The following is a 24,202-nucleotide window of genomic DNA, read 5'->3' as shown; positions in this document are numbered from 1 at the left end:
GACCCGCATGACTGCTTCTTCCCCTTCCTCGCCGGGCGCGCCAGTGCGCGCCAACATGATGCAGACCCTGGTGGGCCTGGGCGTCGTGTTCGTCGGCCTGGCCATGGCCTTCGGCGCCATCGGCATTTCTTCCGAAGCCGGCTACGGCGGCGTCGGTCCCAACTTCCTGCCCTGGCTGGTCTCCGTCGGCCTGACCATCTGCGGCACCTGGATCACCTGGGAAGCGCGCACCGGCGGCTTCCGGGCGATGGAGGACGGTGACGGGCCGGCCGAGCCGGCCAACTGGCCCGGTTTTGTCTGGCTGTCGGCCGGTCTTCTGCTCAACGCCGCGCTGATCGAGCACCTGGGCTTCATCCTCAGCTGCAGCCTGTGCTACCTGCTCGCGGTGCAGGGCCTGCGCCGCGCCAGCGGCCAGCCGACGGCAGGCAAGCCGCGAACCTGGGTGATCGATTTCGTCACCGGGCTCGTCATCGCGGCGCCCGTGTACTGGATGTTCACGCAATTCCTGGCGATCAACCTGCCGGGCCTCACCACCACGGGCTGGATCTGACCATGGACATCTTTGGCGCCCTGTTGCAGGGCTTCGCGCAGGCCATCACGGTCAGCAATCTTCTGTGGTGCCTGGTTGGCTGTGCCCTGGGCACGGCCGTGGGTGTGCTGCCCGGCATCGGGCCTGCCGTGGCGGTGGCCATGTTGCTGCCGATCACCGGCAAAGTCGACGTGACGGCCTCGATGATCTTCTTCGCCGGCATCTACTACGGCGCGATGTACGGCGGCTCGACCACGTCGATCCTGCTGAACACGCCGGGCGAGACGGCCAGCATGGTCACCGCCATGGAGGGCAACAAGATGGCCAAGAGCGGCCGTGCCGGCGCGGCACTGGCCACCTCCGCCATCGGCTCTTTCGTCGCCGGCACCATCGCCACCATCGTGGTCACGCTGTTCGCGCCCTATGTGGCCGAGTTCGCCGTCAAGCTCGGTCCCCCCGAGTACTTCATGCTGATGCTGCTGGCCTTCACCACGGTGAGCGCTGTGCTGGGCAAGAGCACGCTTCGGGGCATGACGGCGTTGCTGATCGGCCTGGCGGTCGGCTGCATCGGGCTGGATCAGATCTCGGGCCAGGGCCGCTACACCGGCGGCATCCCCGAGCTGCTGGATGGCATCGAGATCGTGCTGGTGGCGGTGGGCCTGTTCGCCGTGGCCGAGGTGATCTACGCGGTGCTGTACGAAGGCCGCGTGGTCGAGACGCAGAACACCATGAGCCGGGTGCACATGAGCGCGCGCGACTGGAAGCGCTCGATCCCCGCCTGGCTGCGCGGCACCGCCATCGGCGCGCCCTTCGGCTGCATCCCGGCCGGCGGCACCGAGATCCCGACCTTCCTGAGCTATGCCGCCGAGAAGAAGCTGACCAAGAATCCCGAGGACAAGGCCGAGTTCGGCACCACCGGTGCCATCGAGGGCGTGGCCGGCCCGGAGGCCGCCAACAACGCCACGGTGACGGCGGCGCTGATCCCGCTGCTGACGCTGGGCATCCCGACCTCCAACACCACGGCCATCCTGCTGGGCGCCTTCCAGAACTACGGCATCCAGCCCGGGCCGCAGCTGTTCTCGACCTCGGCCGCCCTGGTGTGGGCGCTGATCGCCTCGCTGTACATCGGCAACATCATGCTGCTGGTGCTGAACCTGCCGATGGTGGGCCTATGGGTGAAGCTGCTGAAGATCCCGAAGCCGCAGCTCTATGCCGGCATCCTGATCTTCGCGACGGTGGGCGCCTACGGCATGCGCCAGAGTTCCTTCGACCTGGTGCTGCTCTATGCCATCGGCGTGATCGGCGTGCTGATGCGCCGCTTCGACTTCCCGACGGCGCCGGTGGTGGTCGGCATGATTCTGGGGCCGCTCGCCGAGGCGCAACTGCGCAATGCCATGTCCATCGGCGAGGGGAGTGCGGTGATCTTCCTGCAGCGGCCCATGTCGGTGGCGCTGATCGTCGTCGTGCTGGCCGTGCTGGTGCTGCCGCGCCTGGCCAAGCGGCTGTCGGCCCGCAAGCTGCGGATGCAGACGGCCTGACACGCCGGCCCCGGCATCCTGGGCCCGCCACCGGGATCGGTGGCGGGCTTTTTTGTGGGCGCCCGCTCAAGGGCGGTCACGACAGCGGATCCACCTCCACCCAACCCTCGATGCCTTCCAGCGTGCACACCTTCTGCGTGTCCAGGCGCACCCCTTCGTAGCGGTGCCAGAACACCGGACGGCCGTGGAGGGTGTGCGTGACGAGCAAGGCGCCATCCGGCGAGTTCTCGATGCGAAAGCCGTCGAAAGGCAGGCGCTGGTCGGTCACCAGAGCGTCGGCCCAGGGAAGGATGGCGTGTGAGGTCATGGCGGGCTCCAGTGGCGCGTGTCGAGGGTTTGGCGGTGGCTTGCGTCATTCCGGTTCGGCGCCTCCGTTGGTTGGGGCGCCGGCCCATTGTTGGGCGGCACGTGGTGGTCTGCCCGGGCCGCGCCGGGAAGCCGGGAGGTGCGCCCCGGCATCACGTTTTCTCCCGGATCGCCTGCTTGGCGGTCCGCAAGCAGGGCGCGGCGGCACCTTTTTTGCGAGCAGGCCCCCTGCGGCGCGCTTGAATTCCGCTCCCACGCCACGAGTTCCAGTGCTCTATAGAATGAATTTCATGGCCACGAAAAATCCCTCGGCACCCCCTCCGGCGCCGGTTCGCCCCCAGAGGGACGACGGTGGCTCCGTGGTGGCAGAGCGGCGTCCGCAGCGGACGGCGCCCCCCCGGATGTACCAGGTCGTCATGCTCAACGACGACTACACCCCGATGGAATTCGTGGTGGTCGTCCTGCAGGAGTTCTTCAACAAGGACCGCGAGACGGCCACCCAGATCATGCTGAAGATTCATCTCGACGGCCGGGGCGTGTGCGGGGTCTACCCGCGCGATGTCGCGGCCACCAAGGTCAATCAAGTGATGGAAGCCGCCGTCCAGGCGGGCCACCCGCTCCAGTGCGTCAGTGAACCGGTTGAATAAACCGCGATCCGACCCATCTGAAGTCTTCAGAAGTATTCACAGCAAGGCAAAGGAAATCACATGATTGCCCAGGAACTGGAAGTCAGCCTGCACATGGCCTTCGTCGAGGCCAGGCAGCAACGCCATGAGTTCATCACCGTCGAGCACCTGCTGCTCGCCTTGCTGGACAACCCGAGCGCCGCCGAAGTGCTGCGAGCCTGCTCGGCCAACATCGACGACCTTCGTTCGTCGCTGACCAATTTCATCAAGGACAACACGCCCCAGGTCGCCGGCACCGACGATGTGGACACCCAGCCCACGCTGGGCTTCCAGCGCGTGATCCAGCGCGCCATCATGCACGTGCAGTCCACGGGCAATGGCAAGAAGGAAGTGACCGGCGCCAACGTGCTGGTCGCCATCTTCGGCGAGAAGGATTCGCACGCCGTCTACTACCTGCACCAGCAGGGCGTGACGCGGCTGGACGTCGTCAACTTCATCGCCCACGGCATCAAGAAGAGCGACCCGCCCGAGCAGCCCAAGAGTGGTGGCGAAGCGCCTTCCAGCGAAGGCGAAGAGGGCGGCGCCGAGAAGAACGAGAAGGCCTCGCCGCTGGAGCAGTTCACCGTCAACCTCAACGCCCAGGCCAAGGACGGCAAGATCGATCCGCTGATCGGCCGCGAATACGAGGTCGAGCGCGTCATCCAGATCCTGTGCCGTCGGCGCAAGAACAACCCGCTGCTGGTGGGTGAGGCGGGCGTGGGCAAGACGGCCATCGCCGAGGGCCTGGCCTGGCGCATCACGCAAGGTGATGTGCCCGAGATCCTGGCCGACTCGCAGGTCTATTCGCTCGACATGGGCGCGCTGCTGGCCGGCACCAAGTACCGCGGCGATTTCGAGCAGCGCCTGAAGGGCGTGCTCAAGTCACTGAAGGAAAAGCCCAACGCGGTGCTGTTCATCGACGAGATCCACACGCTGATTGGCGCGGGCGCCGCCTCGGGTGGCACGCTGGACGCGTCCAACCTGCTCAAGCCGGCGCTGTCCAGCGGCCAGCTCAAGTGCATCGGCGCCACCACCTTCACCGAGTACCGCGGCATCTTCGAGAAGGACGCGGCCCTGTCCCGGCGTTTCCAGAAGGTGGACGTGGTCGAGCCGACCGTGGCCGAGACGGTGGAGATCCTCAAGGGCCTCAAGAGCCGCTTCGAGGAGCATCACAGCGTCAAGTACGCCACCGCGGCCCTGCAGGCAGCGGCGGAGCTGTCGGCCAAGTACATCAACGACCGGCACCTGCCCGACAAGGCCATCGACGTGATCGACGAGGCCGGCGCGGCCCAGCGCATCCTGGCGGCCAGCAAGCGCAAGAAGACCATCGGCAAGGCCGAGGTCGAGGAGATCGTCGCCAAGATCGCCCGGATTCCCCCGGCGAACGTCAGCAACGACGACCGCAGCAAGCTGCAGACCATCGAGCGCGACCTCAAGAGCGTGGTGTTCGGCCAGGACAAGGCGCTGGAGGTGCTCGCTTCCGCCGTCAAGATGTCCCGCTCGGGCCTGGGCAAGGGCGACAAGCCCATCGGCTCCTTCCTGTTCAGCGGCCCCACCGGCGTCGGCAAGACCGAGGCGGCCAAGCAGCTGGCCTACATCCTGGGCATCGAGCTGATCCGCTTCGACATGTCGGAGTACATGGAGCGCCATGCGGTGTCGCGCCTGATCGGTGCGCCTCCGGGCTACGTGGGCTTCGACCAGGGCGGCCTGCTGACCGAAGCCGTCACCAAGAAGCCGCATGCGGTGCTGCTGCTCGACGAGATCGAGAAGGCGCATCCGGACATCTTCAACGTGCTGCTGCAGGTGATGGACCATGGCACGCTAACGGACAACAACGGACGCAAGGCCGACTTCCGCAACATCATCATCATCATGACGACGAACGCGGGCGCCGAGACCATGAACAAGGCCACCATTGGGTTCACCAACCCGCGGCAGGCCGGCGATGAGATGGCCGACATCAAGCGCCTGTTCACGCCCGAGTTCCGCAACCGCCTGGACGCCATCGTCAACTTCAAGCCGCTGGACGAGCAGATCATCCTGCGCGTGGTCGACAAGTTCCTGCTGCAGCTGGAGACGCAACTGGCCGAGAAGAAGGTGGAAGTCTCCTTCAGCGACAAGCTGCGCAAGCATCTGGCCAAGAAGGGCTTCGATCCGCTCATGGGCGCCCGCCCGATGCAGCGCCTGATCCAGGACACCATCCGCCGGGCGCTGGCCGACGAACTGCTGTTCGGCCGCCTGACCGACGGTGGTCGCCTCGAGGTCGACCTCGACGACAAGGACGAGGTGCAGCTGGACATCACGCCGCTGCCCAAGAAGGAAGGCAAGTCCAAGCCCGAGGCCGAGGAAGCCGCCGCCGGCTGATCGACCACGCCAGCAAGGCGTCCGCCCCCACGGGCGGTGCCACACAAGGCCGGTAGCATCGCGCTCCCGGCCTTTTTTCTTGGCCGCTTCCCGCTGCATAGCCGGGAGCGTGCCGAGCCCCTGGATGACCCTGCCCGAGTTCCACCTCAGTCCCGCCTGGACCACCGGCCTGTCGCTCGCCTGGAGCGCCTACATCGCCGTGCTGTCGGTATGGATCGTGATGCAGAAGCGCGCGCCGGTTTCCACGATGAGCTGGATCCTGTCGCTGGCGCTGCTGCCTTACCTGGGCTTCTTCGTCTATTACTTCCTGGGGCCGCAGCGGCTGGCCAAGCAGCGGCTCAAGCGCTTGCGCAGCCGGGTGATGGCGCAGGCGCCCGCCGACATGGCGCTACTGCGCGAAGCGGCCGAGGACGCGCCGCCCGCGCTGCACCAGCTGGCCACGCTCGGCCTGGCCGCCTGCGGCTTGCCGGTGTCCAGCGCCCGTTCGGTGCAATTGCTTTCGGGCGGCGCGGCGACGTTCGACGCCATCTTCGAAACCATCCGCGGCGCGCAGGACCACGTCCACCTCGAGTACTACATCTTCGAGCCCGACCGCATCGGCACCGCGCTGCGCGACCTGCTGATCGAGCGGGCCCGCGCCGGCGTGCAGGTGCGGCTGCTGATCGACGCGCTGGGCGCCAAGCGGGTGGGGCGGCGCTTCCTGGCGCCGCTGCGCGAGGCGGGCGCTCAGGTCGTGTTCTTCCACGACACGCGCATCGGCCGCCGCCTGCGGCCGGTGACCAACTACCGCACCCACCGCAAGATCGTGGTCTGCGATGGGGTCGTGGGCTTCACCGGCGGCGTGAACATCACGGACGAGGAAGACCGGCGCGCACGCCCCGACGCCTACCACGACGTCCACCTGCGCATCGAGGGCAGCGCCGTGCGCTGGCTGCAGACCACCTTCCTGGAGGACTGGGTCTATGCCACCGTCGAGCCCTTGCACGGCATCGGCAGCCTGATGGCGCGGCTCATGCCGCCCGTGGAGGCCGGCCCGGTGGCGGTGCAGATCGTCACCAGCGGCCCCGACACGCCCTTGGAGGCCATCCACCGCATGCATGTGGAGGCCATCCATGCCGCCACCGAGCGGGCCTGGCTCACGACCCCGTACTTCGTGCCCAGCGAGCCGGCGCTGATGGCGCTGACCAACGCCGCCCTGCGCGGCGTGGACGTGCGGGTGCTGGTGCCGCGGCGTAGCGATTCGCTGGTGGTGAGCGCGGCCGCCCGCTCCTACTACGACGAGCTGCTCGCCGCTGGCGTGAAGGTGTGGGAGTACAAGGCCCGCATGCTGCATTCCAAGACGCTGGTGGTGGACGACCACTGCGCCATGATCGGCACGGCCAACTTCGACAACCGCAGCTTCCTGCTCAACTTCGAGGTGATGGCAGTGGTCTATGGCCCCGCGCTGGCCGGGCCGCTCGTGGCGCAGTTCGAGACCGACCTGCAGAGTGCCTCGCCCGTGCGCACGCACCGCCACCGCAGCTTCTGGCTGCGGCTGGGCGAGGCCGTCGCGCGGCTCTTCTCGCCCTTGCTGTGAACCTGCTGGCCGACAATGGCCGGCTGCTTTCCGACCCCGACCCATGGCCGACGCTTCCCACACCTTCCTCTGGCACGACTACGAAACCTTCGGCGCCAACCCGCGCCGCGACCGGCCTTCGCAATTCGCGGCCGTGCGCACCGACGCCGAGCTCAATGAGGTGGGCGAGCCGATCATGCTGTACTGCCAGCCGGCGCCCGACTTCCTGCCCAGCCCCACGGCCTGCCTGCTGACCGGCATCACGCCCCAGCACTGCCTGGCCGAAGGCGTGCCCGAGCACGAATTCGCCGCCCGGATCGAGGCGGCCTTCTCCCAGCCACGCACCATCGGCGTGGGCTACAACACCATCCGCTTCGACGACGAGGTCACGCGTTTCATGTTCTGGCGCAACCTGATCGACCCGTATGCCCGCGAATGGCAGAACGAATGCGGCCGCTGGGACCTGTTGGACGTGGTGCGTCTGACCTACGCCCTGCGCCCCGAGGGCATCGAATGGCCGAAGCATCCCGACGGCAAGCCCAGCTTCAAGCTGGAGGACCTGACCCGCGCCAACGGCCTGGTGCATGAGGCGGCGCACGATGCGCTGTCGGACGTGCGCGCCACCATCGCCATGGCGCGGCTGATCCGACAGAAGCGGCCGCGCCTCTTCGACTTCGCGCTCGCGTTGCGGCGCAAGGAGCGCGTGGCGCAGGAGTTGGGCCTGCCCGCCTCGCCGCAGACCGCGCGGCCCTTCGTGCATGTCTCCGGCATGTTCGGCACCGAGCGCGGCTGTCTGGCCCTGATGTGGCCGCTGGCCAGCCATCCCACCAACCGCAACGAACTGCTGGCCTGGGACCTGTCGCACGACCCGGCCGAACTGGCCGATCTGGACCTGGAGACGATGCGGCTGCGCCTGTTCACCCGCAGCGCCGATCTTCCTGAGGGCGTGGCGCGGCTGCCCATCAAGTCGATCCACCTCAACAAGTCGCCCATGGTGGTGGGCAATCCCAGGATGGTGGAGATGGCCGCCGGCCGGTGGGGGATCGACCTGGCGCAGGCCGAGCGCCATGCCGTCACCGCCGCCGGCCTGCCTGATCTGAGCGAGCGCTGGCGCGAGCTCTTCGATCGGCCTCGCGGCCCGGCGCTGGATGTGGATGAAGACCTGTATGGCGGCTTCATCGGCCCGGCCGACCGCCGGCGCCTCAACCAGTTGCGCGCGCTGCCGCCCCAGGAGTTGGCCCTGGCGCGCGCTGGTTTCGACGATGCGCGGCTGGCCGAGCTCGTGCTGCGCTACCGGGCGCGCAACTTCCCGGCCACGTTGAGCCTGGAAGAAGCCGCCCAGTGGGAGGCGCTGCGCACCGCGCGCCTGGTGGAGGGCGAGGACGGCTGGTTGAACGTGGACCGCTATTTCGCTGAGATCGACGCGCTCGCCGAGAACGCCGACGAGCGTGCAGAGGCGCTGCTGGGCGAGCTCTACGACTACGCCGAGGCGGTTGTTCCCCAAGGATGAAACACCCTGGGGAAGCTGGCTGACACAGCGCGCCCCCGTTCCTGTCTAACTTGCGTCCGGCCATGCTGGAAACAAAGTTTTGACAATCAATGGTTCACATTCCCGGGGGGAGCGCTCGCTGGCGCACGCCTTGGCTGCACGCCGCCAGGCCAGCGCGGCCGCGCAAAAGGCGCGCCGCCTGGACGACGACGTCGTGCTGCATCTGCGCAAGCCGGCCCGCGTGCTGGCCTGTGCCGCCGCTTTCGCCTGGCTCGTGTCGCTCTGGGTCTCCTGGCCTGTGCTGTCTGCCTTGGCGCTGCCCCTGTTCTGCTGGACCTTCGTGCAGGCGGTGGGGCTGGCGCTGTGCATGGGCGCGCGCGACGCCGCCGGACATGACAGTGGCGTGGGCCTGATGACCGTGGCGATGGCCGCCGGCTGCCGCTTCCAGCTCGACGTGCTGGGCGGCGGCGAACTCTGGGTGCTTCCGCTGTGCCTGATGCTGTCGCTGGTGCTGGGCCTGGTGCAGGTCCGCCTGCGCAGCTATGTGCTGTGCAGCCTGACGGTCTGGCTGGTGCTGCTGCCGGGCGCGGCCTTCGCCCCGTGGCCCGCGGGCCAGGCACTGCGTGGGGTACTGGTGGTGGGCGGCTTCACGTTGGCGCTGCTGCTCCACCGGGGCGTGGCGCTGGCGCGGCGCCGGCGCGTGGCGGCCGCCGCCTCGCTGGCCGTCCTGGCCTACCAGGACGCCCTGACCGGCGTGGCCAATCGCCGCGGGTTCCTGGAGGTGGCCATGGAGAAGCTACAGGCGTCCGGGCCGCAGGGCCTCATCGCGCTCGACGTGGACGACTTCAAGCGCATCAACGACCGCCATGGCCACGAGGTGGGTGACCGACTCCTGCATGCCGTGGGCCGGCTGCTGCAACGCCTGCCCGGCGAGGCGCTCGCGGGCCGCACCGGCGGCGAGGAGTTCTGCGTGCTGGTGCCCGCGGCCTCGCCAGCGGCGCTGCTGGCCTTTGCCGGCGGTGTGCTGGAGGCGGCGCGGCGCGTGTCGGCCCAGGGGGTGGGCCTCACGTTGAGCGCCGGCGCGGCGCTTGTGCAGCCCGGCGAGGCCCTCGAGCAGGCCATGCGCCGTGCCGACACGGCCCTGGGCGATGCCAAGCGGACGGGCAAGAACCGCGTGGTTTTGGCGCCCGAGGCGGCGGGGTGATGCCGCTGCGGATGCTGCTGTACCGGCGGGCGCGCCGCCTCTGGCGTTGGTTGGTGCCTTCGGTTCCCGCCGCGCAGGCCCAGGCGCTGCGGCGCGCGCTGCGCCAGGAGGTGCGTTCGCTCGCCCTGGCCTGCGAGGCGACGGGCGTGCTGATCTGGCTGATGACGCTGATGGTCTCCGTGCCGGGGGGCGGCGCGCATCTGTCCGCCGAGCTCCTCTGCACCGCCGCGGCGGGCCTGGGCATGCTGCTGTCGCTGCGGCCCCGGCCGGCCTGGCTGCTGAGCCTGGGTGGGCTGATGGTCACGGTGTCGTTGGCCATCGCCTTCCGGTTGAACCTGGAAGGCAGTGCGGCCCAGGCCTTCTGGACGCTGCCGCTGCTGATGCTCTTCGGCATGTGCCTGGCGCTGTGCCATGTGCGGCTGCGCGACTTCCTGGCCGGCATCGGGGCGGTGGGCCTGGTCTTCGTCGATGGCGCACTGATGCGCAGCGTCGCGCCGGCCCAGCGGCCGGTGCTGGCCTTCTTCGCGGCGGGCGCTCTGGCGCTGTGCCTGCTGGCCCACCTGGCGCTGTCGCGCGAGCGGCGCAGCGGCCATGTGCTGCAACTGCGGCTGGCGGCGCTGGCCTATGAGGACGCGCTCACCGGCCTGCCCAACCGGCGCGCCTTCCTCGAGCGGACCCAGGCGGCGCTGGCCGCCATGCCGGCGGGCGCGTTCAACGTCGTGCTGCTGGACGTGGACGACTTCAAGCGCATCAACGAGCGCCTGGGCCACGAGGGTGGCGACCGGGCATTGCGCGCGGTGGCGCAGGCGCTGCGTCGCGCCAGCGCGCCGCACCTGTGCGCCCGCCTGGGTGGCGAGGAGTTCTGCATCTGGATCGAGGACGCCTCGGCATCGCCGGCCGACGTGGCAGCGGCCTGCGTGTCGGCAGTGCATCACTTGCGCGTGGGCGGGCTGCGCCTGTCGGTGAGCGCCGGCGTGGCCACCGTCGAGCCGGATGTGCCCTTGCACCGCGCATTGGCCCTGGCCGACGAGGCGCTCTACCAGGCCAAGGCGCGGGGCAAGGACACGCTGGCGGTGGCGCCGCCTTCCGGCCGGATGCCGTTGATCCCTGCCGCGCCCGAACGGCGGACCTGGCGGCCCTGGCGCGCCATGCGGCGCCCCTGAACGGCGCCGCAGCCACCGGGATAGGGCAGCGCCGCCGCTTCAGCCCCCGGCCCGGTGCCTCTCCTGCCGACTCCGCGCCGGCGCCGGTCAACGGTGGGCTCAGCGCACCGGGGCGGCCAATCCTTCGATGAACCGGTCGACCGCCTGCGTGTAGTCGCCCGGCGTTCCGAGCTGCGCATTGATCTCGCCGTGCGACAGCGGCTGGGGCAGCACAGTGGCTTGGCCACCTCCTGTGCGCACCAGGGAGGCGAACCGGGCGCTCTGGCCGCACGAGTCGTCGCGACGTTCGCTGGCGCACACCAGCAGCATCGGCAGGCTGCCAGGGGCCAGACGTGCCGTGGGCGACACGGCGCGCCAGAGGGCCGGGTCGGCGCCGAAGGCCCGGTCGTAGAAGCGCAGATGCCGGCGTTGCATCAGCCCTTCGGTGTCCAGGGCCGCACTGTCGAGCACCACCGTGCCGCGCCAGCGGCGGGCGCGCTGCGCGGTTGCGAGTGATGGGTCGGCGCTCAGCAGCGCCACGAGGTGGGCACCGGCCGAGTGGCCCATCAGCACCAGCCGGTCCGCGTCCGCGTGCCAGCCCGGCGCCAGCCGCTGCACTTCGGCGAGCGCATGGGCCACGTCATGGGCCTGTGCGCGCACATCCACCTGCGGCACCAGCCGGTAGCCCACCGAGACGAAGACGAAGCCGCGCTCGCGCACCCAGTGGGCCACCTTGGCGTCCACCACGTTCGGCGCATCGGGCCGGCCGAACATCCAGGCACCGCCATGCACCATCACCAGGATCGGGGCACCGTGCGGCTGCGCGGGCAGGTAGACGTCCAGCCGCTGGGCGGGATCGGGGCCGTAGGCCAGCTGCCGGTCGGGGGCGGCATGGGCCAGGGCGGCGGTCAGCAGCAGGGCGACGGCGGGCAGCCAGTGTCGGATCGGGGTCATGGCTGGGCTCCAGGCGGGCCGAAGAGGATGCGCAGCCGCCGCTTCAGGCCGCGGGCCTGGCGCAGGTCCTGCGCCAGCCGCGCCCATTCGTGGAAGGCGATGCGCAGCGGATTGTGGGTGTGCAGCGGCGTGGTCAGGCCGTAGCGGGGCGGCAGGTCTGCGCGCAGGTCGACGAAGGTGCCGAACAGCCGGTCGAAGACGATCAGCACGCCGCCGTAGTTGCAGTCCAGGTATTCCGGGTTGGAGGCGTGGTGCACCTTGTGATGGGTGGGCGTGTTCAGCACCCATTCCAGCGGCCCCAGGCGCGGCAGCCAGGGCGCGTGCAGCCAGAACTGGTAGAGCAGGTTGGCGGCCAGCGTCCCCATCACCGCCGTGGGCGAGAAGCCCAGCCACACCAGCGGGGTGAAGAACAGCGCCGTGCCGGTGAGCTTGCCCGTCCATCCCAGGCGCAGCGCCGCAGCCAGCGTCAACTCGTTGGGCGAATGGTGCACCGCATGCGTGGCCCAGAACCAGCGCACGCGATGGGCGGCGCGGTGATAGGCGTAGTAGCACAGCTCCTGCCCCAGGAAGAGCAGCGCAAAGGCCGTGGGGGTTGAGAGCGGCAGCGTGGTCAGCCGGTGCGTCCAGGCCAGCGCCAGCAGCGGCGCGGCGATGGACAGGCCGAGCGCATCCACGGCCCGGCGGCCTGCCGTGTCGGCCAGCGACGCCGCGTAGGCCCGCCAGTCGTAGGGCTGGCGGCGCACGAAGGTCTGTACCAGCCCTTCGGCCGTGGCCGCGACGAGCACCAGGCCCAGCAGGGCCAGCAGCCAGGGCAGGGCCTCCGGGCCCAGGGCGTGGCGAAGTAGGTCGGCCTGCATGGTGCGTGCGACGGCTTCAGGGGGCGCCCGCGCCGCGCTTGCCGCGCTGGCTGGCCAGGTGGGCCTCGATCTGCGCGAGGGTGATGCTGCCGGCATGCGTGCGGTCGATGGCGTCGAAGGCGCGGTAGACGCGCGGCATGCCGGCCTTGGCCTCGTCGCGGCTCAGGCGTCCGTCGCCGTTGGTGTCGGCGGCGGTGAAGCGCTGCGTCAACTCGCTGCGCAGGGCTTCTCGGCGCGAGGCGTCGGGCAGCGCGCTCTGGGCGTGTGCGGCGCCCACGACCAGGCAGGCCAGGGCGGTGGCGAGGCGGCGGGAATTCTGAGGGGTCATGGGATCTCCTTCGGCGTGGCCGGCCTCAGCGGCAGGCGATGGTGGCACCGCTGGCGTCGAAGCAGGTGGCGCTGTGCGTGAGCCCGGTGCTGCTGCTGTACTGGGTGCTGCGCTGCACGCTGTTGCCGGTGGTGGCCTGGGTGGCGCTGCTGCTGCGGCTGGCCTCCACGGTGCCGTCGGCGCTGCGGGTGGCATTGCCGGTGGACTGCAGGCTGCCTCGGGCGTTGCTGGCCGACAGCGTGCCCTGATGCTGGGCGGAGCCGTCGGCATGCACCTGCGTCCTGCCAGCCCGCTGGGCCAGGCCGCCGGCGGGCCCATGCAGGCGGCTGGCGCTGCCGGCCACCACGTTGCCCTGGCCATCGGTCGCCACGCCGCGTGCAGCGCCGAAGCGGCCGCCCTCCGGACCCTGGCGGCCCGCGAGCCGGGTGGCCGTGGTGCCGCCCGCGGCGTTGGGCCGCAGGACGCGGCGGCCCTCGGCATGGGCCGCGGGGACCGCCGCCAGCAGGCTGGATGCGACCAGCAGGGCCGCGAGCGTCGGGGTGTGCGGCCGATGGGGCCGGACGGTGTTCATGGCAGGCATCCTTTCGGTGAGTGGATGCCGCCACTGTCGGGCCGGGTTGTCACGCACTCGTCACGGCGCAGCCCCCGCTCATGACCAGCCATGACGGGCGTCCCGGCCTGTCATCGTTTGTCATGATTTCGGGGGGCCGCCGGGACGCCAGCGCTGTCTACGATGCCGCCATGTCCCTGTTGCCGTGCCCGCTGCTTCCTGCCCTGCCGCCGTCCCGCGTCGCGGCGCGCCCTGCGCCGGTCGCCGTCTCATGACCGAGCCGCTTGCCCGCATCCTGGTGGCCGACGACGAGGCCGACCTGCGTGCGCTGCTGCAGCGCTACCTGGGCGACCAGGGCTACGCCGTGCGCACCGTCGAAGGCGCGGCCGCCCTGGACCGCCTGCTCGCGCGCGAGCGCTTCGACGTGCTGGTGCTCGACGTCATGATGCCGGGCGAGGACGGCCTGTCCGTCTGCCGCCGCCTGCGTGCGCAGGGCGAGACCATCCCCATCCTGATGCTCACGGCGCGGGGTGATCCGGTCGACCGCATCGTCGGCCTGGAGATGGGCGCCGACGACTACCTGCCCAAGCCCTTCAACCCGCGCGAACTGCTGGCCCGCATCCAGGCCATGGTGCGGCGCCAGCGCATGCTGGGCGCGCACACCGGCCCGGCACCCGACGAGGGCGAGTTGCGCTTCGGGGCCGACTTCGTGCTCGACCTCGGCCGCCGCCGCCTCAGCCGCGCGGGCCAGGATCTGCCGATGACCACGGGCGAGTTCACGCTGCTGGCCGCCTTCTGCCGCCACCCGGGACGCCCGCTCGGCCGCGACCGCCTCATCGAGCTGGCGCGCGGCCGCGAGCACGAGGCCACCGACCGCAGCATCGACGTGCAGGTGATGCGGCTGCGCAAGCTGATCGAGGCCGACCCGGCGCAGCCGCGCTTCATCCAGACCGTGTGGGGCGTGGGCTACGTCTTCGTGCCGGATGGGGAGGCCCGATGAGCGCTCGCACCGCGGGCGACACCGAGGCAGGCGCGGTCGGTGCCCGGGCCGCCATCGCGCGCTGGCCCCGCAGCCTGCTCGGGCGCCATGCCTTGCTGATCGTGCTGCTGATCCTGATCGGCCAGATCGGCAGCGCGCTGCTTCTGCGCGAGATGGTGCTCAAGCCGCGGCTCGCCCAGGCGGCCGATGGCGTGGCCACCAACCTGCTGGCCGTGCGCGCCGGGCTGGCCAGCCTGCCGCCCGCCCAGCGCGCGGCATTCGTGACGGCCTTCAACCGCCGTCCGGATGGCGGAAACGTGGCCAGCGACGCGGACGCGTCCCCGCGGCTCACGGCCCTGGAACGGCGCTTCATCCGCCGGGTGTCGCAGCGCTTGGGCGAGGCCGGCATGCAGGCCCTGTGGCGCCGCGCAGGCGACGGTGGCCTGGCCCTGCGGGTGGCGCTGGACGGCGATGCCCACTGGCTGGTGCTGCCCGGCGTGCTGCCCGCGCGGGAGTTCACCGGGGCCTGGCTGGCCGTGAGCGCGGGCAGCGGCCTGCTGGCGCTGGCGGGTGCGCTGTGGCTGCAGCGTCGGCTCGATCGGCCGCTGTTCCGCCTGGCGCAGGCAGCGGGCAGCCTGGGCGCCGGCCGCAGGCCGCCGCCGCTGCCGGAGGACGGGCCCAGCGAGATCGCCACCGTCAGCCGCAGCTTCAACCGCATGGCCGACAGCCTGGCCCGCCAGGAGCGCGAGCGGGCGCTGATGCTGGCGGGTATCTCCCATGACCTGCGCACGCCCCTGACCAAGCTGCGCCTGGCCGTGGAGATCGTCGGCGACGCAGCCGACCCCGCCACCCGTGCCAGCATGGTGCGCAGCGTGGAGGAGATGGACGGCATCGTGGGCCAGTTCCTCGACTACGCGCGCGCCGCCGACGAGCCCGGCCTGCGCGAGCCGGTGGACCTGAATGCCCTGTGCGCCCGCGTGTGCGCCGACTTCGCCGACCACGGACAGCCCGTGCAGTGGCAGCCGGCCCGTTCCCTGCCGGCCGTCAGCGGCCGGCCGGCTGCCCTGCGGCGCATGCTGGCGAATCTGCTGGAGAACGCCCATCGGCACGGCGCACCGCCGGTGCTGCTGCGCACCTGCGCGCAAGGTGCCTGGGTGTGGCTGGAAGTGATCGACCATGGGCCCGGCATCGATCCTGCCCAGGCCGACTGGCTGCGCCAGCCCTTCCATCGTGCGGGCGATGCGCGCTCGGGCGGCTCGGGGGCCGGTCTGGGGCTGGCGATCGTGGAGCGCATCGCGGGCGAGCATGGTGGCGAGCTGGCGCTGCTGCCGGCAGAGCGCGGCGGGCTGTGCGCACGCGTGATGCTGCCGCGGGCCGAGCCCTGACGGTTGCCGCCGACGCGCCGATCCGCGCGGCAACCCGCCCTCAGCGCCGCGGCGGCGCCCCCACCACGCCCGCGCCGCGTACCTCGATGCGGATGCTGTCCAGCACCTGCCCGCGCGCATCAGCCAGTTCCAGCCGGTGGCGGCCGGGCCAGGGCAGCCAGTCGGCCGCCGTGCCGCGCGCGAGCGTGCGGCCGTCCAGCCGCCACTGCACATCGCCCGGCGCGCCGTCGGCCGCGAGACGCACGCGCTGGTGGCGCGGCGGGATGTCCGGGTCCAGCGCGAGGATGGTGCCATCGGCCGGCGCCGTGATGCGCGCGGTGCGGCCGGTCGCGCCGTCACCCGCCGTGGCGCGGATCGCCGAGGGCGTGAACAGCGCCTGCTGCGTGCCGGCCAGGAACCATTCGCTGCGGGCGGCTTCGAGCGGCGTGCCGCGCTCGCTGCCGTCCGCGGCGGCGTAGCGCACGGCCTGCTGCACCACGCCCGGCGGCGGCGCGGGCGCGCGGCTGGGCTCGCGCTGGTGCAGCTGGCGCATCAGCTCGGCCCAGACCGGCGCCGCGCCGCTGGTGCCGCTCACGTCCCACATCGGCGAGCCGTCGGCATTGCCCACCCACACGCCCACGGTGTAGCGCTGCGACCAGCCGATGGCCCAGTTGTCGCGCATGTCCTTGCTGGTGCCGGTCTTTACCGCCGTCCAGAAGCGGGTGGCCAGCAGGCTGTCGGGCCCGAAGGTGCGCACGCGCGCGTTCGGGTCCGACAGGATGTCGCCCACGATGAAGGCGGCGCCGGCATCGAGCACCGGCCTGGGCGGCTCGGCCGCGGCCTCGGGCAGCAGGCGCGTGGGCGTGTAGCGCCCGCCGTTGGCCAGCATGCGGTAGGCATTGGTCAGGGCCAGCAGGTTGACCTCGGCGCTGCCCAGGGCCAGGCTGTAGCCGTAGTAGTCGCCGCTCTCGCGCAGGGCGAGGCCGGTGGCCTGCAGGCGGCGCGCGAAGGCATCGGGCGAGACCATCACCAGCGTGCGCACCGCCGGCACGTTGAGCGAGGCGGCCAATGCGGTGCGGGCCGAGACCAGGCCCTTGAAATGCCGGTCGTAGTTCTGCGGGATGTACAGGCCGCCCGGCGTGGCGATCTGCGCGGGCGAATCCTCCAGCAGCGAGGCGGCCGTGAGGCGGCGCTCGGCAATCGCCTGCGCATAGAGCAGTGGCTTGAGCGTGGAGCCCGGCTGGCGCGGCGCCAGCACGGCATCGACCTCGGCCGCGCGGCTGTGCGCGCCCGAGGAGCCGACCCAGGCGAGCACGGCACCGCTGGCGTTGTCCAGCACCACGGCGGCGCCGTCCTGCACGTTGCGGCCGCGCAGTTCGCGCATCTGGCGGTCCAGCGCTTCCACGGCAGCGCGTTGCAGGGGGGCGCGAAGCGTGGTGCGCAGCGTGGGCGCATCGCCGCTGCGCTGGCGCAGCGCCTGGCGGGCGAAGTGCGGCGCGATGCCCTCGCTGGCGTCGAAGGCACGGCGCTGCAGCGCGGCCTGGGTGAAGAAGGCCAGGGATTCGCAGTCCGGCGCCGGTGCCGGTTGCATGGCGCGCAGCACCTCGCAGGCGCGGCGCGCCACCTGCGTGGCCGAGGCATTGGGCGCGCGCACCAGGGCCGCGGCGATGGCGCCTTCGCGCGTATCCAGGCCATGCGGGGCCTTGGCGAAGAGCGTGCGCGAGAGGGCGTCGATGCCCACCAGCTCGCCGCGGAAGGGCACAAGGTTGAGGTAGGCCTCCAGGATCTGGTCCTTGCGCCAATCACGCTCCAACTGGGCGGCGCCGAAGACCTGCTCCACCTTCTGGCCCAGGCTGCGGCCGCTGGCACCGCGGCGCAAGTCCTCATCCAGCAGGCCGGCCAGCTGCATGGTCAGCGTGGAGGCGCCACGGGTGCGCGTGTTCCAGAGGTTGCCCCAGGCGGCGGCCGAGACGGCACGCCAGTCGACGCCGCTGTGTTCGTAGAAGCGCTGGTCCTCGCTGTAGATCAGCGCATGGCGCAGCGCGGGCGAGATGTCCGCCAGGCTGATCCACTGGCCGCGCCGCACGGTGGCATCGGTGCGCACCCGTTGCACCAGCGTGCCGCCCTGGTCCAGCACCTGCACGTCGGAGGGCCGGAAGTCGCGGCGGACGTCGTCGAAGCGGGGCAGGGCGAGGGCGGCGGCCGGCAGCAGGGTCAGCACAAGCACCAGAAGGCCTGTGCGACGTCGGGCACTGCCTGGCTTCACCGACTTCATGGCGCAAGGGTCCAGTTCTCGACCGCCAGGCCCGGATAGCCCATGAAGTCGGCCTCGTTGTTGGTCACCAGCGTCAGGCCCAGGCTTCGCGCATGGGCGGCGATCAGGCGATCCAGCACGTTGCGTCGGCGCTCCGGCACGGCGGCACGCAGCTCGCCGTAGGACGTCGCGGCGCGGTCTTCGAAGGGCAGCACGGGAATGCGTTCGGTCAGCAGGCCCAGCACCCGCTCGTCATGGGTGCGCAGGGCCGGCTGCATCTCCAGGCCCGCGCGCAGTTCGGCGAAGGTGATGGCGGACATCACGACGTCGCCCACCCGCTGGGTCCGCATGCGCCGCAGCACCTCCGCGGGCTGGCCCTTGATGAGGTAGATGCAGATGTTGGTGTCGAGCATGTAGCGCATGGGCCGCTCACCCCTTCCCGCCCCACGGCCGGTCCTGCTCGGGGGCTTCTTCTCGGCCCCCCGCCATGTAGCCGGGGCTGAACTGGGCCAGCACGTCGCCCAGGTCCGCCAGGGTGGCCTGCTGGACAGGGCGCAGCATCAGGGCATCGCCCACGCGCTCGATCTCCACCTCCTGCACGTCGTCGGCAAAGGCCAACTCGCGCGGAATGCGAACAGCCAGCGAATTGCCGCTCTTGAAGATGCGCGTCTGCATGGCCCGCCTCCGGATGGTTGATGTATATACAGTATATACATCGCACGGAGCCGCAAGACTTCAGTCGGTCGTCGTCTCCACCACCGCGGCGAAGCCCAGCACCCGCGCATCCTCGTAGCGTGGCGCCACCACCTGCAGGCCGACCGGCAGGTCGCGGACGGTGCCGGCGGGGACGGAGCAGGCCGGCACGCCGCAGTAGTTGAAGAGTGGCGTGAAGGCCGCATGGCCGCGCGGGCCGGCGGGCTGGCCGCCGATGACGGGTGGGCCCAGCTGTTCCAGCGGCCAGGCGGTGACCGGGGCGGTGGGGCACAGCAGCAGGTCGTAGTGCTCGAAGAAGCCCGCCAGCGCGTGCGCGATGCGTTCGCGCAGGCGCAGGGCGCGTGCGACATCGGCGGGCGCGATGCGGGCACCGGTCTCGATCTGCCCGCCCAGCACCGGATCGATGCGGGACGGGTCGGCGGCCCACTGCTCGCCGTGGAGTGCATGCAGGCCCGCATGCTGGAGGGCGATCAGCGGGTACTCGCGCGCCTCGGGCGGCCAGGGTGGATCGGCGTCGGCGATCTGCCAGCCGGCGGCGCGCAGGGCGTCGATGCGTGCCTGCAGTTGGGCCAGCACGTCGTCGTCGATGGCGAAGTCGCAGCCCAGGCGTGGGCTCCAGGCGATGCGCAGGTCGCGCTGCGGCGCCCCGGGCGCCGGCTGCGTGAGGCCGCTCGGGATCGGCACGCCCGCCGGATCGCCCGCGTCATAGGCCGCGAGCAGGTCGAAGGCCCAGGCGCAGTCGGCCACGCCACGCGCCAGCACGCCGATGACCGACAGGCCATAGTTCGGCTCGGCAAAGCCCCACGGATGCGGGATGAGCCCGGGACTGGGCTTGAGCCCCACCAGCCCGCAGTGCGCGGCCGGCCGGCGCGTGGAGCCGCCGGCATCGGTGGCCAGCGCGAGCAGGCCCAAACCGCTGGCCAGCGCCGACACGGCGCCGCCGGAGGAGCCGCCGGGCGTGAGCGATGGGTCGAGCGGATGGCGCGTCGCGCCGTAGAGCAGGTTGCTCGTCACCCCCTTGCAAGCGAATTCGGAGCAGTTGGTGATGCCCAGCACCACGCCGCCCAGCGCCCGCAGGCGGGCCACGGCCCAGGCATCGCGCGGGGCGACGAAGTCCTCGAACAGGCGCGAGCCCTGGGCGATGCGGTAGCCCTCGACCCAGAGGTTGTCCTTGACGGTGAAGGGCACGCCGGCCAGCGGCAGCGGCTCGCCCGCGGCCAGGCGCCGGTCCACCGCCTCGGCCTCGGCGAGAACGCGCGCCGGATCGAACTGGACGATGGCGTTGAGGGCGGGGTTGAGCGCCTCGACGCGGGCGATGAAATGGCGGGCGACGTCGGTGGCCGTCAGTTCGCGGCGTGCGACGCGGGCGGCCAGTTCGCGGGCGTCCATGTCGTGCAGCGGCGGGATCGACGCGGGTGCGCCCTCCTGCCCTTCGACGGGCTCAGGGCGAACGGAGGAGGCGGCGAGGCGGTTCACGTCCGTTGGACGACCTTGTGCTTCGACGGAGCCTGCGGCAGGCGCGCCTTGCGCAGTGGCAGGGCCGGCGCTCATGCCGCTGTGCCCCGGAAGCTCGCCGCCAGCGCCGGCGTCACGCCCGTCACGTCCCGCCCGCGCAGCGGCGCCAGGCTGCCGGCACGGGCGGCGGGCAGCGCCAGGTCCACGCGGGCCTGGGCCAGGGCGACGGCGCAGGCCACGCCGTCGAGCAGCGGCACGCTGGCGCGCGGCTGCAGCACCGGCGCCATCGAGGCCATGGCCGCGCCGGCCAGCAGCACGGCCTCGGCGCCGTCGCGCTGCACCAGCTGTTCGATGCCGGCGAGCACGGCCTCCTGCACGCGCAGCGGCGCCTCGAAGGTCTGCTGCGGTGTCACCTCCAGCGTCTCGATGCCGGCCAGGCGCGCGGCCATGCTGTGCTGCTCGACCAGCTCGCGGTACAGCGGCGCCATGCGCGCGCCATAGGTCAGCACGCCGATGCGGCCGGCCAGCGTGGCGCCCATCAGCAGGCCGGCCTCGGTCATGCCGACGACGGGCACATCGAAGAGCTCGCGGCAGGCCCACAGCGCGCTGTCGAGCGAGACGCCGAGCACGATGGCGTCCACCTCCGCCGCATGCTGGGCGGCCAGCTCCAGCACTTCCTGCTGGGCCAGGGCGTTCTCGGCGCGCGAGGCGATGATGGCCGGGCCCTGCCGGCCGGTGACGGCCAGCAGCTCGGTGCCCGGACGGGCCGCCGTGCGCGCGGCCGCCAGCACCGCGTCGGTCACGGCCTGGGTGCGGTTGGGGTTGATCAGCAGCAGCTTCATGCAGCGTCCTTTGCAGCGGGCGGCGGCACCTCGGCCAGCCAGTGGCGGGCGATCTGCTCGCGCGTGGCGAGCCACACGCCCGAGGCGCCGCGGATGTGCTCGACCAGCGCTTTCAAACCGCCGATGCGCCCCGGCCGGCCGATGATGCGGGTGTGCAGGCCGATGGACATCATGCGCGGTGCCTCGCGCGATTCGGCCCGCAGCCATTCGAAGGCGTCGATGGCATAGCGCGCGAAGTCCTCGCCGGCCACGAAGGCATGGCTGTCGAAGAAGCGCATGTCGTTGGTGTCGAAGGCATAGGGCAGCACCAGGTGCGGCCGGCCGGCCACCTCACGGTAGTAGGGCAGGTCGTCGTTGTAGGCGTCGCTGTCGTAGAGAAAGCCGCCGTGCTCGACCAGCAGTCGGCGCGTGTTCAGCGAGGGCGAGGACTTGGTGTGCCAGCCCACCGGCGCGCGGCCCGTCAGCTGCGTGATGGTGGCCACCGTGCGGGCGATGCGCGCGCGCTCCTCGTCCTCGGCCAGGTGGGCATGCGATTCCCAGCGCCAGCCGTGGCAGCACAGCTCGAAGCCGCGGCGCATGGCGTCCTCGGCGATCCAGGGCGTGGCCTCCAGCGCGCGGGCGCAGCAGTTGAGCGTGAGCGGCACGCCCGCCTCGGCCAGCAGCCGCACGATGCGCCGGTAGCCCACGCGGCTGCCGTATTCGAAGTGGCTTTCCATGCACAGGTCGGGCACGCCGCGGATCTCGTTGTTGACCTCGTGGCAGCCTTCGTTGCGTTCGTCGCCCGCCGACAGCGCGAACTCCGCGCCTTCCTCGATGTTGAGCACGAAGGAGACGGCCAGCCCGGCGCCGCCGGGCCAGCGCATGGCGGGCGCGTCGTCACCGTAGCCGGCGAAGTCGCGGGGAGGCAGTGAAGGGCTCATGGCAGGCGTGCAGCAAAGGTGTCGGGCGCGATGGGCGTGGCCAGCCCCTCGCGGTGGATGCGTTCCATGGCCGCCAGCACTGGTGCCATGTCGGCTTCGGCGCGGGCGTACTGCGGCATCAACTCGGCGAATTCGTGCTGGATCTCGGCCAGCAGCGCGGCTTCGTCCACGCGCACCAGCCGGCCGTCTTGGATGGCGATCTCGCCATCGACCATCGAGAAGTCCAGCCCCGCGCCGCGTTCGGCATAGACGAGCTGGCGCACCGGGTCGCTCATCGGCGTGAAGGTGACGGTGTCGGTGCGATAGGCGACCAGGTCGGCCATGGCGCCCACGCGCAGGCTGCCCAACTGGTCGCCGAAGCCCAGGGCGCGTGCGCCCGCCACGGTGCCGGCATGCAGCGCTTCCTGCGCGCTGAGCCAGCGGGCATGGTCGTCACCGCGGATCTTGGAGAGCGCCGCGGCGCTGCCCAGCACGTTGAGCATGTTCACGGTGACTGTGGAGCAGGAGCCGTCCGAGCCCAGGCTCACGTTCACGCCCGCGTCGAGCAGCTCGCGCACCGGCTGGATGCCCGAGCCCAGCAGCAGGTTGCTCCAGGGGTTGTGCTGGGCCGTGGCGCCGGTGCGGGCCAGCGCCTCGATCTCGCGCGGGTTGAGCCACACGGCATGGATCAGGCTGGTGGCCGGCTTGAGGAAGCCGATGCGGTCCAGGTACTCGACCATGGGGCAACCGTAGAACAGCTGGCCGGTGACCACCTGAAGCCGCGTCTCCTGCACATGGGTGATGACCGGCAGTGCCAGCTCGTCGGCCAGGGCGCGCACCTGCATCAGGAAGGGCTCGGTGCAGCGCTGCGGTGCCGACGCCGAGACCAGCACACCGACGCGCCGGCTGTGCGGATGGCGGCTCGCGGCCAGTTCGCGCACCAGGGCCAGGCAGTCCTGCGGATCGGGGCGCCGGCCGGCGCGCATCTCCTCGGCCAGCGCGGGCGGCATGTGCTGCGCCAGGAAGGGAAAGTTGTCGACGATGGGCTTGTCCATCATCGCGAAGCCCACCAGCGCGCGGATGCCGGCATCGTCGTAGGCCTGCAGGCAGGCCTCGATGCGGGGGCGGTCGATGGCCGCGCCCAGGGCCATGTCGTCCACCAGCGTGGTGCAGCCGGTGCGCAGCGACTCGATGGCGCCGATCATGGTGCGCAGGTAGGCCTGGCGCGGCGTGAGCGGCACCGGCATGCGCGTGCGCACCAGGTGCATCCAGAGTTCCAGCGGCAGGTTCTCGGTGCGGCCGCGCTGGAAGTGCTCGTGCGAATGCTGGTGGCCGTTGACCAGGCCGGGGGCCAGCAGGTGCCGCGACAGGTCGACCACGCGGTCGGCACCGCCCAGCGTGCCGGCTGGCTCGATGGCGGCGATGCGGCCGTCCTCGACCAGCACTTCCAGCGGGCGCGGTTCATGCTGGTGCTGCTCGCCCAGCAAGGCCTGGGCGCCGCGCAGCAGGGTTCGCTTCTTGCTCATGCGTGCGTGTCTCCATCAAGGGAAAGGGGAGTAATGAAAATGCCTGCAGTCACCATGCCGAGTTCGCCAATGACCCAGGAAGCAGCCGATGTCCACTGGATGCGCGCCGCCCTGGCGGAGGCGCTGGACGCCCATGCCCGGGGCGACTGGCCGACGGGTGCCGTGCTGATCAAGCAGGGGCGCGTGCTGGCCTATGGGCAGAACCGGCAGAACACGCGCGGCGACCCGATGGCGCATGCCGAGACCGACGCGCTGCAGTCGGCCTTCCGCGCGCACGGCCCGCAGGCGGCCCAGGGCGCCACGCTCTACTGCACGATGGAGCCGTGCCCCATGTGCGCGGGTGCGCTGCGCATCGCCGGCGTGCAGACGCTGGTGCTGGCGCTGCGCCATGCGCGACTGCGGCGCGTGGACCTGGGCGACTACAGCATCGAGCGCTTCTGCCATCTCACCGACTACCCGCTGGAACTGCGCGACGGCGTGCTGGAAGACGACTACCTCGCCCTGCGCCTGCGCTGGGGCGGCGACCGGGTGGCGCCGGCACCCTGATCGACGCGGCGCTCCACGCGCCGATGGGATGGGGGTCCCGCTTCGCGCATGAGACATCCGGTGTCAACCCTCTTGAGAAATTTCGATGCGACAAGCGCTGGAATGGACGGCGGGGTCGTAGGCACAGCCATCGGTCCAGATA

23 protein-coding genes are annotated in these 24,202 nt (G+C 71.2%); 11 read left to right on the top strand and 12 right to left on the bottom strand.

Annotated features, from left to right (window positions below):
* Positions 1-7: 7 nt before the first annotated feature.
* Positions 8-550 (top strand): tripartite tricarboxylate transporter TctB family protein, encoded by a 543-nt coding sequence (locus ABIC63_RS29110; protein WP_354322348.1) that lies wholly within the window; start codon positions 8-10, stop codon positions 548-550.
* Between the two features lie 2 nt (positions 551-552).
* Entirely contained in the window at positions 553-2,067 is a 1,515-nt protein-coding gene (locus ABIC63_RS29105) for a tripartite tricarboxylate transporter permease (protein ID WP_354322347.1), read from the top strand.
* Positions 2,068-2,143: 76 nt separating this feature from the next.
* Here ABIC63_RS29105 and ABIC63_RS29100 read toward each other — a convergent pair whose 3' ends face one another.
* Positions 2,144-2,374, bottom strand: coding sequence for a hypothetical protein (locus ABIC63_RS29100; protein ID WP_294369169.1), 231 nt, complete (start codon positions 2,372-2,374; stop codon positions 2,144-2,146).
* Between the two features lie 280 nt (positions 2,375-2,654).
* Here ABIC63_RS29100 and clpS point away from each other — a divergent pair, with 280 nt between their 5' ends.
* From clpS to ABIC63_RS29070, 6 genes are all read left to right on the top strand, one after another.
* Complete coding sequence (gene clpS / locus ABIC63_RS29095) at positions 2,655-3,020, top strand: ATP-dependent Clp protease adapter ClpS (RefSeq protein ID WP_043113328.1); 366 nt, start codon at positions 2,655-2,657, stop codon at positions 3,018-3,020.
* Positions 3,021-3,080: 60 nt separating this feature from the next.
* Positions 3,081-5,402 carry an ATP-dependent Clp protease ATP-binding subunit ClpA gene (gene clpA, locus ABIC63_RS29090; RefSeq protein ID WP_017762185.1) on the top strand — a complete coding sequence of 774 codons (2,322 nt, stop codon included), beginning with the start codon at positions 3,081-3,083 and terminating at the stop codon, positions 5,400-5,402.
* A 124-nt stretch (positions 5,403-5,526) separates the two neighbouring features.
* Positions 5,527-6,978, top strand: coding sequence for a cardiolipin synthase (gene cls, locus ABIC63_RS29085; RefSeq protein ID WP_354322346.1), 1,452 nt, complete (start codon positions 5,527-5,529; stop codon positions 6,976-6,978).
* Positions 6,979-7,021: 43 nt separating this feature from the next.
* Entirely contained in the window at positions 7,022-8,467 is a 1,446-nt protein-coding gene (gene sbcB / locus ABIC63_RS29080) for an exodeoxyribonuclease I (RefSeq protein ID WP_354322345.1), read from the top strand.
* Between the two features lie 130 nt (positions 8,468-8,597).
* Positions 8,598-9,650 carry a GGDEF domain-containing protein gene (locus tag ABIC63_RS29075; RefSeq protein WP_354322344.1) on the top strand — a complete coding sequence of 351 codons (1,053 nt, stop codon included), beginning with the start codon at positions 8,598-8,600 and terminating at the stop codon, positions 9,648-9,650.
* Positions 9,651-9,703: 53 nt separating this feature from the next.
* Positions 9,704-10,813, top strand: a complete 1,110-nt coding sequence (locus ABIC63_RS29070) for a GGDEF domain-containing protein (protein ID WP_294369158.1) — start codon at positions 9,704-9,706, stop codon at positions 10,811-10,813.
* A 99-nt stretch (positions 10,814-10,912) separates the two neighbouring features.
* Here the strand turns inward: ABIC63_RS29070 and ABIC63_RS29065 are convergent, their stop codons facing one another.
* The 4 genes from ABIC63_RS29065 to ABIC63_RS29050 are packed head-to-tail and all read right to left on the bottom strand — an operon-like array spanning position 10,913 to position 13,502.
* Complete coding sequence (locus ABIC63_RS29065) at positions 10,913-11,746, bottom strand: alpha/beta hydrolase (RefSeq protein ID WP_354322343.1); 834 nt, start codon at positions 11,744-11,746, stop codon at positions 10,913-10,915.
* Positions 11,743-12,603 (bottom strand): sterol desaturase family protein, encoded by an 861-nt coding sequence (locus ABIC63_RS29060; RefSeq protein WP_354322342.1) that lies wholly within the window; start codon positions 12,601-12,603, stop codon positions 11,743-11,745. The genes ABIC63_RS29065 and ABIC63_RS29060 overlap by 4 nt, the downstream gene beginning before the upstream one ends.
* A gap of 16 nt (positions 12,604-12,619) precedes the next feature.
* Positions 12,620-12,931, bottom strand: coding sequence for an EF-hand domain-containing protein (locus ABIC63_RS29055; RefSeq protein ID WP_294369151.1), 312 nt, complete (start codon positions 12,929-12,931; stop codon positions 12,620-12,622).
* A gap of 25 nt (positions 12,932-12,956) precedes the next feature.
* Positions 12,957-13,502 (bottom strand): hypothetical protein, encoded by a 546-nt coding sequence (locus tag ABIC63_RS29050; RefSeq protein ID WP_354322341.1) that lies wholly within the window; start codon positions 13,500-13,502, stop codon positions 12,957-12,959.
* A gap of 250 nt (positions 13,503-13,752) precedes the next feature.
* On the opposite strand from ABIC63_RS29050, the gene ompR reads away from it, so the two are divergent.
* Both ompR and ABIC63_RS29040 read left to right on the top strand, forming a co-directional pair.
* On the top strand, positions 13,753-14,481 hold the full coding sequence (gene ompR, locus ABIC63_RS29045; protein WP_354322340.1) for an osmolarity response regulator transcription factor OmpR: 729 nt from the start codon (positions 13,753-13,755) through the stop codon (positions 14,479-14,481).
* Complete coding sequence (locus tag ABIC63_RS29040; protein WP_354322339.1) at positions 14,478-15,845, top strand: ATP-binding protein; 1,368 nt, start codon at positions 14,478-14,480, stop codon at positions 15,843-15,845. Before ompR ends, ABIC63_RS29040 begins: the two co-directional genes overlap by 4 nt.
* Positions 15,846-15,885: 40 nt before the next feature.
* Here the strand turns inward: ABIC63_RS29040 and pbpC are convergent, their stop codons facing one another.
* The 7 genes from pbpC to ABIC63_RS29005 form a co-directional block, all read right to left on the bottom strand.
* A complete protein-coding gene (gene pbpC, locus ABIC63_RS29035; protein ID WP_354322338.1) occupies positions 15,886-18,099 on the bottom strand; it encodes a penicillin-binding protein 1C in 2,214 nt (737 codons plus the stop codon).
* On the bottom strand, positions 18,096-18,500 hold the full coding sequence (locus tag ABIC63_RS29030; RefSeq protein WP_354322337.1) for a type II toxin-antitoxin system VapC family toxin: 405 nt from the start codon (positions 18,498-18,500) through the stop codon (positions 18,096-18,098). The genes pbpC and ABIC63_RS29030 overlap by 4 nt, the downstream gene beginning before the upstream one ends.
* A 7-nt stretch (positions 18,501-18,507) precedes the next feature.
* Positions 18,508-18,753, bottom strand: coding sequence for a type II toxin-antitoxin system VapB family antitoxin (gene vapB, locus ABIC63_RS29025; protein WP_294369139.1), 246 nt, complete (start codon positions 18,751-18,753; stop codon positions 18,508-18,510).
* Between the two features lie 60 nt (positions 18,754-18,813).
* A complete protein-coding gene (locus ABIC63_RS29020; RefSeq protein WP_354322336.1) occupies positions 18,814-20,268 on the bottom strand; it encodes an amidase in 1,455 nt (484 codons plus the stop codon).
* A gap of 71 nt (positions 20,269-20,339) precedes the next feature.
* Positions 20,340-21,089 (bottom strand): aspartate/glutamate racemase family protein, encoded by a 750-nt coding sequence (locus tag ABIC63_RS29015; protein WP_354322335.1) that lies wholly within the window; start codon positions 21,087-21,089, stop codon positions 20,340-20,342.
* Positions 21,086-22,009 carry a polysaccharide deacetylase family protein gene (locus tag ABIC63_RS29010; RefSeq protein ID WP_354322334.1) on the bottom strand — a complete coding sequence of 308 codons (924 nt, stop codon included), beginning with the start codon at positions 22,007-22,009 and terminating at the stop codon, positions 21,086-21,088. The genes ABIC63_RS29015 and ABIC63_RS29010 overlap by 4 nt, the downstream gene beginning before the upstream one ends.
* Positions 22,006-23,514: an amidohydrolase family protein gene (locus ABIC63_RS29005; protein ID WP_354322333.1), complete on the bottom strand. Its 1,509-nt coding sequence runs from the start codon at positions 23,512-23,514 to the stop codon at positions 22,006-22,008. The genes ABIC63_RS29010 and ABIC63_RS29005 overlap by 4 nt, the downstream gene beginning before the upstream one ends.
* Before the next feature lie 69 nt (positions 23,515-23,583).
* Between ABIC63_RS29005 and ABIC63_RS29000 the strand changes: the two genes are divergently transcribed.
* Complete coding sequence (locus ABIC63_RS29000; RefSeq protein ID WP_354322332.1) at positions 23,584-24,060, top strand: nucleoside deaminase; 477 nt, start codon at positions 23,584-23,586, stop codon at positions 24,058-24,060.
* Positions 24,061-24,202 lie beyond the last annotated feature (142 nt).

Source organism: Pseudacidovorax sp. 1753, from assembly GCF_040544975.1.
Lineage (GTDB): Bacteria > Pseudomonadota > Gammaproteobacteria > Burkholderiales > Burkholderiaceae_C > Xenophilus.
Note: the sequence above shows the minus strand (reverse complement) of the source record. Positions and strands in the feature narration are given on the sequence as shown.

Coding starts and splice junctions, on each gene's coding strand:
- ABIC63_RS29030 (WP_354322337.1), bottom strand. CDS start 18,500: ATGCGCTACATGCTCGACACCAACATCTGCATCTACCTCATCAAGGGC.
- pbpC (WP_354322338.1), bottom strand. CDS start 18,099: ATGAAGTCGGTGAAGCCAGGCAGTGCCCGACGTCGCACAGGCCTTCTG.
- ABIC63_RS29110 (WP_354322348.1), top strand. CDS start 8: ATGACTGCTTCTTCCCCTTCCTCGCCGGGCGCGCCAGTGCGCGCCAAC.
- clpS (WP_043113328.1), top strand. CDS start 2,655: ATGAATTTCATGGCCACGAAAAATCCCTCGGCACCCCCTCCGGCGCCG.
- sbcB (WP_354322345.1), top strand. CDS start 7,022: ATGGCCGACGCTTCCCACACCTTCCTCTGGCACGACTACGAAACCTTC.
- ABIC63_RS29065 (WP_354322343.1), bottom strand. CDS start 11,746: ATGACCCCGATCCGACACTGGCTGCCCGCCGTCGCCCTGCTGCTGACC.
- ABIC63_RS29040 (WP_354322339.1), top strand. CDS start 14,478: ATGAGCGCTCGCACCGCGGGCGACACCGAGGCAGGCGCGGTCGGTGCC.
- ABIC63_RS29015 (WP_354322335.1), bottom strand. CDS start 21,089: ATGAAGCTGCTGCTGATCAACCCCAACCGCACCCAGGCCGTGACCGAC.
- ABIC63_RS29010 (WP_354322334.1), bottom strand. CDS start 22,009: ATGAGCCCTTCACTGCCTCCCCGCGACTTCGCCGGCTACGGTGACGAC.
- ABIC63_RS29060 (WP_354322342.1), bottom strand. CDS start 12,603: ATGCAGGCCGACCTACTTCGCCACGCCCTGGGCCCGGAGGCCCTGCCC.
- ABIC63_RS29100 (WP_294369169.1), bottom strand. CDS start 2,374: ATGACCTCACACGCCATCCTTCCCTGGGCCGACGCTCTGGTGACCGAC.
- cls (WP_354322346.1), top strand. CDS start 5,527: ATGACCCTGCCCGAGTTCCACCTCAGTCCCGCCTGGACCACCGGCCTG.
- ABIC63_RS29000 (WP_354322332.1), top strand. CDS start 23,584: ATGACCCAGGAAGCAGCCGATGTCCACTGGATGCGCGCCGCCCTGGCG.
- ABIC63_RS29005 (WP_354322333.1), bottom strand. CDS start 23,514: ATGAGCAAGAAGCGAACCCTGCTGCGCGGCGCCCAGGCCTTGCTGGGC.
- ABIC63_RS29055 (WP_294369151.1), bottom strand. CDS start 12,931: ATGACCCCTCAGAATTCCCGCCGCCTCGCCACCGCCCTGGCCTGCCTG.
- ompR (WP_354322340.1), top strand. CDS start 13,753: ATGACCGAGCCGCTTGCCCGCATCCTGGTGGCCGACGACGAGGCCGAC.
- ABIC63_RS29105 (WP_354322347.1), top strand. CDS start 553: ATGGACATCTTTGGCGCCCTGTTGCAGGGCTTCGCGCAGGCCATCACG.
- ABIC63_RS29050 (WP_354322341.1), bottom strand. CDS start 13,502: ATGAACACCGTCCGGCCCCATCGGCCGCACACCCCGACGCTCGCGGCC.
- vapB (WP_294369139.1), bottom strand. CDS start 18,753: ATGCAGACGCGCATCTTCAAGAGCGGCAATTCGCTGGCTGTTCGCATT.
- clpA (WP_017762185.1), top strand. CDS start 3,081: ATGATTGCCCAGGAACTGGAAGTCAGCCTGCACATGGCCTTCGTCGAG.